This is a genomic window from Hyphomonas sp. (genome assembly GCF_041398385.1).
Lineage (GTDB): Bacteria > Pseudomonadota > Alphaproteobacteria > Caulobacterales > Hyphomonadaceae > Hyphomonas.
The window spans coordinates 96,405-108,034 of sequence record NZ_JAWKUW010000007.1; the positions used below are offsets into that span (position 1 = coordinate 96,405).

General features: G+C 62.3%; 8 protein-coding genes. 7 read left to right on the forward strand and 1 reads right to left on the reverse strand.

Going from position 1 to position 11,630, the window contains the following annotated elements:
* The first annotated feature begins 11 nt into the window (after positions 1-11).
* Positions 12-1,637 carry an alpha-amylase family glycosyl hydrolase gene (locus tag R3C13_RS13135; protein WP_371311282.1) on the forward strand — a complete coding sequence of 542 codons (1,626 nt, stop codon included), beginning with the start codon at positions 12-14 and terminating at the stop codon, positions 1,635-1,637.
* 4 nt (positions 1,638-1,641) lie between these two features.
* Here R3C13_RS13135 and R3C13_RS13140 read toward each other — a convergent pair whose 3' ends face one another.
* Complete coding sequence (locus R3C13_RS13140) at positions 1,642-2,655, reverse strand: LacI family DNA-binding transcriptional regulator (protein ID WP_371311283.1); 1,014 nt, start codon at positions 2,653-2,655, stop codon at positions 1,642-1,644.
* Between the two features lie 271 nt (positions 2,656-2,926).
* On the opposite strand from R3C13_RS13140, the gene zwf reads away from it, so the two are divergent.
* From zwf to R3C13_RS13170, 6 genes are all read left to right on the forward strand, one after another.
* On the forward strand, positions 2,927-4,396 hold the full coding sequence (zwf, locus tag R3C13_RS13145; protein WP_371311284.1) for a glucose-6-phosphate dehydrogenase: 1,470 nt from the start codon (positions 2,927-2,929) through the stop codon (positions 4,394-4,396).
* Between the two features lie 4 nt (positions 4,397-4,400).
* Positions 4,401-5,111, forward strand: a complete 711-nt coding sequence (pgl, locus tag R3C13_RS13150) for a 6-phosphogluconolactonase (protein ID WP_371311285.1) — start codon at positions 4,401-4,403, stop codon at positions 5,109-5,111.
* A 1-nt stretch (position 5,112) separates the two neighbouring features.
* A complete protein-coding gene (gene edd, locus R3C13_RS13155) occupies positions 5,113-6,948 on the forward strand; it encodes a phosphogluconate dehydratase (RefSeq protein ID WP_371311286.1) in 1,836 nt (611 codons plus the stop codon).
* Positions 6,949-7,914 carry a glucokinase gene (locus R3C13_RS13160; RefSeq protein ID WP_371311287.1) on the forward strand — a complete coding sequence of 322 codons (966 nt, stop codon included), beginning with the start codon at positions 6,949-6,951 and terminating at the stop codon, positions 7,912-7,914. It abuts the gene before it with no gap.
* The gene (gene eda, locus R3C13_RS13165) at positions 7,911-8,552 is read left to right on the forward strand and encodes a bifunctional 4-hydroxy-2-oxoglutarate aldolase/2-dehydro-3-deoxy-phosphogluconate aldolase (RefSeq protein WP_371311288.1); all 642 of its coding nucleotides are present in this window, start codon (positions 7,911-7,913) and stop codon (positions 8,550-8,552) included. Before R3C13_RS13160 ends, eda begins: the two co-directional genes overlap by 4 nt.
* A 241-nt stretch (positions 8,553-8,793) precedes the next feature.
* Positions 8,794-11,616, forward strand: coding sequence for a TonB-dependent receptor (locus R3C13_RS13170; RefSeq protein ID WP_371311289.1), 2,823 nt, complete (start codon positions 8,794-8,796; stop codon positions 11,614-11,616).
* The last annotated feature ends 14 nt before the right edge of the window (positions 11,617-11,630 follow it).

An 11,630-nucleotide genomic window follows, 5' to 3' on the forward strand; every position in this document is an offset into this window, starting at 1 on the left:
TGGATAGTGGCATGCAACTGAAAGAAGCGCCCGGCGCAGCGGACGATCATCCCTGGTGGCGAAGTGCGGTGATCTACCAGATCTATCCGCGGTCTTACCAGGATACGAATGGCGACGGCATCGGCGACCTGCCGGGCATCACCGAGCGGATGGATTACATCGCGTCTCTGGGCGTCGCCGGTATCTGGATCTCGCCCTTCTTCAAGTCGCCGATGGACGATTTCGGCTATGACGTGGCCGATTATTGCGACGTCGATCCGATCTTCGGGACGCTGCAGGATTTCGACCGCCTGCTGGAAGCGGCCCATGCGCGCGGCCTGAAGGTCATCATCGACCAGGTCTATGCGCACACGTCCGACCAGCATGCCTGGTTCATGGAGTCGCGCAGCAGCCGGAATGGTCCGAAGGCGGACTGGTATGTCTGGAAGGATGCAAAGCCCGACGGCACGCCGCCGACCAACTGGCAGGCGGTGTTCGGTGGTGCGGCCTGGACCTGGGATGCTCGGCGCCAGCAGTATTACATGCATAATTTCCTGCCGAGCCAGCCGCAGCTGAACGTGCACAATCCGGATGTGCAGCAGGCCCTGCTGGATGCCGCGCGATTCTGGCTGGACCGCGGCGTTGACGGCTTCCGCCTCGATGCGATCAATTTCTCGATGCACGATCCTGAGTTCAGGGACAATCCGCCCTGGGATCCTGCCGGGCGGACGATTACACGGCCGTTCGACCTGCAACATCATACGTATAACCAATCGCATCCGGACATCGTTCACTTCCTTGAAAAGATCCGGCGCCTGACGGATTCCTATGGCGCGGTGTTCACGGTGGCCGAGATTGGCGGGCCGGACCCGCTGCCGGAAATGCGCGCCTATACGAAGGAAGGCCTGCGGCTTAATTCGGCTTACAGCTTCGATTTCCTTTATGCGCCGGAACTGACGGCGGAACGGGTGCGCGCGTCGCTGTCGAACTGGTCGGGACCGGTCAATGAAGGCTGGCCGTCCTGGGCCTTCTCGAACCATGATGCGCCGCGCTGTGTCAGCCGTTGGTATCACGGGGCCGACCGGCCGCGTTTTGCAAAGCTGACCAATGCGCTGCTGTTGTCACTGCGCGGCAATCCGATCCTGTACCAGGGCGAAGAGCTTGGCCTGACGCAGGTTGAGGTCGGATTTGAAGACCTGCAGGATCCGGAGGCGATTGCCAACTGGCCGCTGACCCTCGGCCGCGATGGCGCCCGCACACCGATGGCCTGGTCGCGCGGGAACACCTATGCTGGCTTCTCGGAATCGAAGCCCTGGCTGCCGCTGGGCGCTGACCATGAGGCGGCGTCCGCGGCCGAGCAGGAACGGGATCCGGGCTCGGTCCTGAATTTCACGCGGCGGTTCATGGATGTGCGCGAAGCGTCGCCTGCATTGCGCTGGGGCGATGTGGAGATTCCGGAAACGGCGGGCGACCTGTTCGTGATGCGCCGGACGCACCCGCAGGAAACGGTGACCTGCATCTTCAACCTTGGATGCGAAGAGGTGGCGCTGCCGGCGGGTGTTGCACCGGGCCGTGACGTGCTGATCGCTTCGGGCTGGGGCGACGATGTCGGCGGACGGAGCGTGCCGCCTTATTCGGTGCTGGTCACGCGCGACTGACGGATCAGGCGAGGCCGCAGGATTCGCGCACGATCAGCTCGGTCGGCAGGCGCTCGGAACGCATGATGCCCGTCTCGCCGGATGCGAGCAGCTTTGACACCATGATGCGGCCGGCCTTGGCCATGTCCTGAGAGATCGTGGTCAGCGACGGGTGTGAATAGGCGGCGAGCTGGAGGTTGTCATAGCCGACAACCGAGACGTCGCCCGGCACCGAGACGCCTGTTCGAAGCATGCTGCGGATCGCGCCGAGGGCGATGAGGTCCGATGCGGCGAAGACGCCGTCGAACGCGATGCCGCGGTCGAGCAGCATGCCGAGGGCGGCTTCGGCGGATTCGACTTCGAAGTTTGCCGGCACGGTGAGTTCGGGGTCGATGGTAAGGCCGGCGCGGCGGTGGGCGTCGACATAGCCTTCATAGCGCTGCAGCACTTCGGGCGCGTCGGTGTCGCCGAGGAAGGCGATGCGGCGGCGGCCGAGGTTCAGCATGTGCGAGGTGGCGCGGGCGCCGCCGCGGACATTGTCGGAGCCGATGGAGCAGTATTTCTGGCCCGGCAGCTCGGCACCCCAGACAATGAAGCGGCTTTCCGTCTCGGCGAGGCGGTTGAAGCGCTCGTGCAGGAAGCTCTGGCCGAGGAAGATAACGCCATCGGCGCGGTTGGCGGTCATCAGGGAGGCGAGGTCGTCCTGGCTCTTGGGCGCGAGGTGGGAGATGAGGACGTCGCAGCCGGAGTCGCGGGCCGCTTCGCCGATGCCGCCGATGAGTTCCTGGAAGAAGGGGTCCGACACCTGGGTCTGGCGGCCGAGCGGGGTGGGGATGACGACCGCGATCGTCGCCGCGGCTCCCGAAAGGAGCGCCGGCATGGACGGACGGAAATTGTAGTTTTGCTCCCGGGCGATCTTCCAGACACGGCGTTTGGTTTCGTCATTGACGGCCGGGCTGTTGTTCAGCGCGCGTGAGACGGTCGCGATGGACACGCCGGCAATCTGCGCAAGGTCTTCCAAACGGGTTCTGCTGGACATGACTCGTCGGCTCCGGGTAGATGAGTTATTTACAACGTTGTCACAAGTTTTGCGTCAAAGTCTAGAGGGAAGTATAGCGGGCTTGTAAAAAGTTGCAAAGATTTCTGACGCGTTTACTGCAACTTTTGCGAACGCAAAAAGTAGATTTAAAAATCAAGGAACTAAGTGGACTCCACCTCATGAATCGCGCCACAAAAATTGCACGGACCGGAAAAGTCCTAGCCTAGTCATGGGTTCTGATTCTAAAAGCCGCGTACAGGGAGCGCGCAATATGGCCAAGTTCATTCCAGTCGAGCCGTTCGATATCGTGATATTCGGCGGCACCGGAGACCTCTCTCGCAGGAAGCTGTTGCCGGCCCTGTTCCATCGTTGGCTGGACGGCCAGATTCCGGAAACCAGCGCCATTGTCGGCACCGCGCGATCGGACCTGGATGACAAATCCTATCGCGCCATGGCGCGGGAAGCCTGCGAAAAGGCGACCGGCGACAACTGGAACGACAAGGAATGGAAGCGGTTCGAGAAGCTCATCCATTACGTGGCGATCGATGCAACCGCCGAAGATGCAGACTGGGCGGGCCTCAAATCCAAGCTGACCGAAGACCCGGCGCGTCCCTGCGTGTTCTACCTGGCGACCGCGCCGAGCCTTTATGTCAGCATCTGCGAAGCGCTCGGCCGGGCGGGCCTGTCGGAAGGCAACACGCGCGTCGTGCTGGAAAAGCCGATCGGCAAGGATCTCGACTCGGCCCGCGCGATCAATGACGGCGTCGGCGCGGTTTATTCCGAGCGACAGGTTTACCGTATCGACCATTACCTCGGAAAAGAGACGGTGCAGAACCTGATGGTCCTGCGCTTCGGCAACATGCTGTTCGAGCCGCTGTGGAACCGGAACTATATCGACCATGTGCAGCTCACCGTGGCGGAAGACCTCGGCCTTGAGGGACGCGCGGACTACTATGACAAGTCCGGTGCGCTGCGGGACATGGTGCAGAACCATATGCTGCAGCTCCTCTGCCTGACGGCGATGGAGCCGCCGAACCAGCTGGACGATGACGATGTCCGTACGGAGAAGATCAAGGTGCTGCGCTCGCTGGTGCCGATCCATGCGGACACGTCGAAGAAGCTGACCGTGCGGGGGCAGTACCGCGCGGGCGTGAAGGGCGGGGAGCCTGTTCGCGGCTATGCCGAGGAGCTGTCGGGCGAGGCGAAAAGCAACACCGAGACCTTTGTTGCCATCAAGGCTAGCATCGACAACTGGCGCTGGGCCGGCGTGCCGTTTTACCTGCGCACCGGCAAGCGCATGTCGCACCGCCATTCAGATATTGTCGTCCAGTTCAAGAAGGCCCCGCACTCCCTGTTCGGAGAGGGCAATGACATGTCGAACCGGCTGGTCATCCGCCTGCAGCCGGACGAAGGCGTGCGCCTGTTCGTCCAGATCAAGGAGCCGGGGCCGGGCGGCCTGCGCGTGAAGTCGCTGCCGCTGAACCTTTCCTACGCCGAAAGCTTCACGGTCCGCTATCCGGATGCCTATGAACGGCTCCTGATGGATGTGGTGCGCGGCAATCTTTCGCTGTTCATGCGCAAGGACGAAGTCGAGGCGGCCTGGACCTGGGTCGACAATCTGATCGAGGCCTGGGAGCAGGCGGGCGAGGCGCCAGAGCCTTACCCGGCCGGAAGTGACGGGCCGCTGGCGGCCGCGATGCTGCTGGATCGCGATGGCCGTGCCTGGTGGGAAGGGCACTAAGCCGATGGCTGGTGACATTCGCCGCTTTGAGACCCGCGAGGAGGCAACGTCCGTCGCCGCGGAGGTTGTTCTGGCCGGGCTGAAAACCGCGTTGGAAGAAAAGGGCCGGGCGAGTTTCTGCGTATCGGGCGGATCGACGCCGGGCCCGCTGTTCGACCTTCTTGCAGCAACGGAGTTCGGCTGGGAGCGCGTGACGGTTGGCCTGGTGGATGAGCGCTGGGTTTCGCCGGAAGACACGTCCTCGAACGAGCGGCTGGTGCGCTCGCGCCTGCTGACGAAACATGCCGGCGCGGCGGGTTTCATCCCGATGCGGACATTGCATGAATTGCCGGAAGAAGCCGTCGCCGAACGAAATGCAGCTTATGCGCCGCATTGCGCCCCATTAGATGTTATCCTGCTCGGCATGGGCAATGACGGCCATACCGCAAGCTGGTTCCCCGGCGCCGGGGGGCTTGCGAATGCGCTGAACCCTGTGGGCATTGAAACCGTCGCGGCCATCGATGCGCGGGGGTGCCCGGTGGCGGGCATCAACACCCAGCGAATGACGCTGACCGGCCCGGCCGTTGCCTCGGCGCAGGTGGCGTTGATGCTGCTCTTCGGAAATGACAAGCTTGACGTCTACGAACAGGCGAAATCCGCCGATCCGATGGACATGCCGGTTCGGTATGCCATCGACAAACTGGGGCCGCGTCTGACGGTCATATGGGCACCTTGAGATGACACAGATACATCCGACCATCGCTGAAGTTACTGAGCGGATCCGCAAGCGGTCCGCCGACACGCGGGCAGAATACCTTGAATTGATCCGGTCCCGCCGGCCGAAGGGATTTGCGCGACAGCGCATGTCCGATGCGAACCTGGCGCATGCCTCGGCCGGGTGCGCCGTGATCGAGAAGGCTCAGCTGCTGGGCGCAGGCTGGCCCAATATCGGGGTGATCACATCCTATAATGACATGCTGTCGGCGCATGCGCCGTTCGAGCATTATCCGGAGATCATCCGGTCTGCCGCGCGCGAAGTGAATGCGATTGCGCAGGTGGCGGGCGGCGTGCCGGCCATGTGCGATGGCGTGACGCAAGGCCAGGAGGGCATGGAGCTCTCGCTGTTCTCCCGCGATGTGATCGCCATGGCGTCGGCGATCGGGCTCAGCCATGACGTGTTCGATGCGGCGCTGCACCTGGGCGTGTGCGACAAGATCGTGCCGGGGCTTGTGATTGCGGCGCTGCGGTTTGGCTGGATCCCGTCCGTTTTCGTGCCGGCCGGGCCGATGCCGTCCGGGCTTTCCAATCCTGAGAAGCTCCGTGTGCGGCAGGCCTTCCTGGAAGGCAAGGTGGGCCGGGATGCACTGCTGAAGGCGGAATCGGAAAGCTACCACGCGCAGGGTACCTGCACGTTCTATGGGACGGCCAATTCGAACCAGATGCTGATGGAAGTCATGGGCTTCCATCTTCCGGGCGCGGCCTTCGTCAATCCGGGCACGCCGCTGCGCGATGCGTTGACCCGGGCGGCGACGCACCGCGCCGCAGCGATCCACGCGCAGGGCAATGAATACCTGCCGGCGGGTGAGATGATCGACGAGCGCTCGATCGTGAACGGCATTGTCGGCCTGATGGCGACCGGTGGCTCGACCAATCATGCGCTGCACCTGCCAGCCATGGCCGCCGCAGCCGGCATCATCATTACGCTGGAAGACTTTGCGGCGATCAGCGCGATCGTGCCGTTGCTGATGCGCGTCTATCCGAACGGCTCGGCAGACGTGAATCACTTCCACGCTGCGGGCGGTATGGGCTTTGTCATTCGGGAACTGGTGAATGCCGGCCTGCTGCATGGCGATGCGCAGGGCGTTTCCGGGCCGATCTCCAGCTATTCCCGAGAGCCCTATTTCGACAATGGCAAGCTGGCCTGGCGGGAGGCACCGGCGGAGAGCGGAGACCTCGATGTGATCCGCCCGGCAAGCGATCCGTTTTCGGCCGATGGCGGCCTGCGCCTGATGAGTGGGCCTCTTGGGCGCGGTGTCAGCAAGGTGTCGGCTATTGCGAAAGACAAACATGTGATCGAGGCACCGGCTATCGTGTTCGACTCGCAGGACGCGCTGAAGGCGGCGTTCGAGGCGGGACAACTCAACAAGGACTTTATCGCCGTGGTTCGCTTTCAGGGACCGTCCGCCAACGGAATGCCGGAATTGCACAGCCTGACGCCGCCGCTTGCTGTATTGCAGGACAGGGGCTTCAAGGTGGCGCTGGTGACGGACGGGCGCATGTCGGGCGCGAGCGGCAAGGTGCCGTCCGCCATCCATGTGAGCCCCGAAGCGGCGCGTGGCGGGCCTCTGGCGCGCGTGCGCGATGGCGACGTGATCCTGTTCAATGCAACGACCGGGCAACTCGACATCAAGGTCGACCCGGCGGAGTTTGCGGCGCGCGAACCGGCGGAGTTTCGTCCGAACGAGCCGGCCGCCGGCGTCGGGCGCGAGATGTTCTCTTATTTCCGCCAGGTCAGCGGCGCGGCGGATACCGGCGCCAGCCAGTTTTCCTTCCTCCACCAGGAGGACGCTTAAATGGAGGCGGGCATCCTGGTCGGGGACGTCGGCGGAACCAATGTCCGCTTTGCGCTGGCCCGGCGCGAGAATGGCCGGATCGTGGCGGACGGCTTCGACAAGCTGGCCGGCGATGATTTCACGACCTTCAGTGACGCGCTGGCAGCCTATCTGGAGCGGTCCGGCACGAATGTGCGCCGCGCCTGTTTTGCGATGGCCGGTCCGGTGCGCAATGGCGAAGTGCTGCTGACCAACCGGCAATGGCGCGTGTCGGAAAGCGAGCTGTGCGAGCGTTTCGATTTCGCCGATGTGCGGCTGATCAATGATTTTACCGCCATGGCGCGGTCTGTGCCGGAGCATGAAGCCTCGGCGTTTGAGAGTATCCTGCCGGGTGAGGCGGTTGAGAGCTCGCCGGTGCTTGTCGCGGGGCCGGGGACGGGGTTTGGCGTGGCGACGCTGTGCCTTGCGCGCGGTGGCGGTTGGCGCGTTCTAAACGGCGAAGGCGGGCACATGGCATTTGCTCCGCGGACGGATCTTGAGTTTCAGGTGGCGAGCATTCTGATGCGGAAATTCGGCTATGTGTCGAATGAACTGGTCGCCTCCGGCATGGGGCTGGAGCCGGTGCATGCCGCCTTCTGCGAAGTGTTCGGGCGGGAACTGGTCGAGACCAGCCCGCAGGAAATGCGGCGCCTTGCCGACGCCGGTGACGACATGTTCCACCAGCTGATCCTGATGCGTGCCTGCGTGGTGATGGGCGCGGTGGGCGATCTTGCCCTCGCAAATGGGGCGCTGGGCGGCGTGGTGCTGGCGGGCGGCGTCAGCGAGCGGATCGCGGATTACCTGCGCATGCCGGAAGCTGCTGACCGGTTCCACCAGCGGGGGCCGATGAGCCATTACTTGGCCAATTGTCCGGTCGATCTGATGCATGACCCGGAGGCGCCGCTGATCGGCGCCGCCGCCTTTTATGAACAGGAGTTACGCGCGTGACATTCCCGCTTTCCCGTCTGGTGGAGGCCGCAAAGGCAGCGCCCATCGTTCCGGTCCTGGTGGTCGAGGAGGTGGCGCATGCCGCGCCACTTGCCAAAGCGCTTGAGGATGGCGGCCTGACGATTGCGGAAGTGACCCTGCGCACGCCGGCGGGACTCGCCGTGATCGAAGCCATGAAGACCGCCGCGCCCGGATTGCAGGTGGGGGCAGGGACGGTGCTCAACGCCGCTGACGTGAAAGGCTCTCTGGATGCCGGAGCGGACTTTCTCGTGTCGCCGGGGATGAGCCCCGGATTGCTGAGCGCGCTCGGCGATAACCGACGGCTGATGATCCCCGGCGTGGTGACGCCGAGCGAAGCCATGGCGCGTCATGAGGAGGGCTTCGACCTGCTCAAGCTGTTCCCCGCCTCGATTGCCGGCGGGGTTCCCGCGCTCAAGGCGTTTGCAGGTCCGCTGCCGCACCTGAGATTCATGCCGACCGGCGGGATCGGCGCGAAAGACGCGGGCGATTACCTGGCGCTGCCCAATGTTCTGGCGGTGGGCGGCTCGTGGATCGCGACCGGTGAGGATGTGCTGCACGGTAATTGGGCGAATATCAGCGTGAAGGCCCGTGACGCCCTGCGACTCGCAAAAGTATGAAAAGTATTATGTAAAAGTTGCAAAGCAATTTTCTGGAGTTACAATCATCTGGCCCACTGATTTACACCGCGGAATGTTATAAAAATCTTATAAAAAACAATACATAGAATGTGGCGCCGTGTTCGGATTGCCACATGTCCTCAGAAAACATTTACAGCAATCTTGCATTGTTTGCATTTTGTTGCGATGACTTTCCTTAAACCGGGAGCGGGACTCCGTTCACCGGCGTAGGGAGGCTTCAATGGACATCAATTTCAAACTCACTCGCGCTCGTCTTATGACCAGCGCCGCAACCGGGCTGGCAATGCTGTTTGTCGGCGCGGGCACCGCTTATGCTCAGGAAGCAGAAGAGGTGCAGGCAGTTCCGGCGGTTACTGCAGACGATGTTGCAGCGGACGACGAAGATGCAGAGGGCCGTCTCGATACGGTTATCGTCAGCGGCTTCCGTCAGTCGATCGCCAACTCGATCGCCACCAAGCGGACTTCGACATCGATCGTGGAAGCCATTTCCGCGGAAGACATCGGCAAGCTGCCGGACAACTCGATCGCCGAATCGCTCGCCCGCCTGCCGGGCCTGACCGCGCAGCGCCTTCGCGGCCGCGCCCAGGTGATCTCGGTCCGCGGTCTTGGCCCGGACTTCACCACCGCCCTCCTGAACGGTCGCGAGCAGGTGACTGCCGGCGACAACCGCGGCGTCGAATTCGACCAGTATCCTTCCGAACTGCTGAGCCAGGTGCTCGTCTATAAGTCGCCGGATGCGGCGCTGATGGGGCAGGGGCTCGCCGGTACGGCTGACTTGCGCACCGTACGGCCGCTGGACCATGGCGAGCGCACAATATCGGTTTCGGCGCGTTATGAATATGCCGACATCGGCGCCCTGAACCCGGACTCCGATGACAATGGCTACCGTTTCACCGGTACCTATATCGACCAGTTCGCGAACGAAACGCTGGGCATCATGCTTGCCTTTGCAGACCAGTCCTCGCCGACGCAGGCTGAGCGCTGGGACTCCTGGGGGTACCCGACGACCGGCGCAAACAATGACCTGATCATTGGCGGCGCAAAGCCGTATGTCGAATCCCGCGATCTGGAACGCACGGCCTTTGCGGGCACTTTGCAGTACGAGCCGACGGCCGCTTTCCGCACCTCAATCGACGTGATGCAGTCGAACTTCAAGGATGCGGGCAACCTGCGCGGCATCGAAATCCCGCTCGCCTGGAGCGGTTCGAGCCTCCGGCCTGGTTATGAAACCGACAATGGCTTCGTGACGGCCGGTATTTTCGACAATGTCCAGGGTGTGATCCGCAACGACTACCGCGGCCGCGATGCCGATGTGCTTTCTGCGGGCTGGAACGTCCAGTACGACTTCAACGACAAATGGACCTTCGAGGGCGACCTCTCCATGTCGAGCGTGAAGCGTGATGATGTCGACCTCGAAATTTATGCTGGTACCGGTAGCGGTTTTGGCACAGGCGCTTCCGATTCGCTGGCATTCCTGCGTACCGGCGACGGAGCGTATGTGTTTGGTCCGCAACTCGACTACACCGACGCTACGCTCTTCGGCCTGACCGATCCGCAGGGTTGGGGCCAGATTGGCTACATCAAACGTCCGAAAACGGACGATGAGCTGCACGCGCTTCGCCTGAGCATGACGCGGAACTTCGATTCCGACCTCATCAGCAGCGTCGAGTTTGGCGCGAACTACACCGAGCGCGAGAAGTCCAAGGTTTCGCAAGAGGCATTTGTTCGACTTGCTAATCCGGGAACCGATAACTTCGCTCTGATCCCGGACGAGTATCTGCTCGCTCCGACGTCGCTTGCGTTCATCGGTATTCCGGCCCAGCTTAGCTTCGACCCGTTCCGGATGCTGAATTCGGGTCTTCTGGTGCAAGACTCTAACGGCCAGAACGCCGACGTCCTGCGCAAGGCCTGGCAAGTCAACGAAGATGTCCTGACGATTTACGCGATGGCGAACATCGACACTGCAATAGACGGTGTTCCGGTACGCGGTAATGTTGGCGTTCAGTATGTCGAGACTGACCAATCTTCGACAGGCCCGGCAACGGGTGCAGCTCCGGGCGCAATCATTACCGATGGTGCGAAGTATTCCGAAGTCCTGCCGAGCCTGAACCTCAGCATGGAGATCGCGGATAGCACCTTCTTGCGCTTTGCCGCATCCCGCACTCTGGCACGCGCTCGCCTTGACCAGATCGCGGCCAGCGGTGGTGCGCCAGGCGTCGATACAACCGTTGCTGCGCGCCTGCTCGCCAATGGTGGTTCGGTTGACCCGAGAGACTCCAGCACCATCGTTCTGAACGGCGGTGGCGGTAACCCGCGTCTACGGCCGTATATCGCTAACGGCATTGATCTTTCGTTTGAGAAGTACTTCGGCGGCGGATCGGGCTATGTGTCGGCGGCGGCCTTTTGGAAAGGGTTCGATACTTTCGTTGATCCGAGCAGCTCGGCTATCATCGATTATTCGTCTGTCTTGCCCTACCTGACGCTGCCGGCCGGTGTCGAATCGATCCCGAATGTCGAATTGGGTACCGTCAGCGGCCCGGCGAACTTCCATAATGGTTCGCTACGCGGTCTTGAATTTGCGACCTCGATCCCGGCCGACATGTTCATCGACGGGCCACTCGGTGGCTTCGGCGTGTTCGCGTCGATCTCGTTCACCGAGTCTGAGGTGACACCGGATGACGAGACCCAGCCGATTGCGATCGAAGGTCTTTCGGAGCAGGTCGGCAACGTCACGCTCTACTATGAATGGGCCGGCTTCGAAGCCCGCGTGTCCAACCGTTTCCGGAGCGACTTCCTGGGTGAAGTCACCGGCTTCGGCGCGGGCCGCGAGTTGCGTAACATCAAGGGCGACAGCGTCGTCGATGCGCAGATCGGCTATTCCTTCCAGGATGGTACCGCGCTTGAGGGACTCTCGATCCAGCTTCAGGCGAACAACCTGACGGATGAAGAGTTCGTGACCTACCTCAACAATGACGAGCGCCAGGTGAAGGATTACCAGCGCTACGGCACGACCTACCTGCTGGGCCTGAACTACAAGTTCTAAGCTCTGCAAGTCAG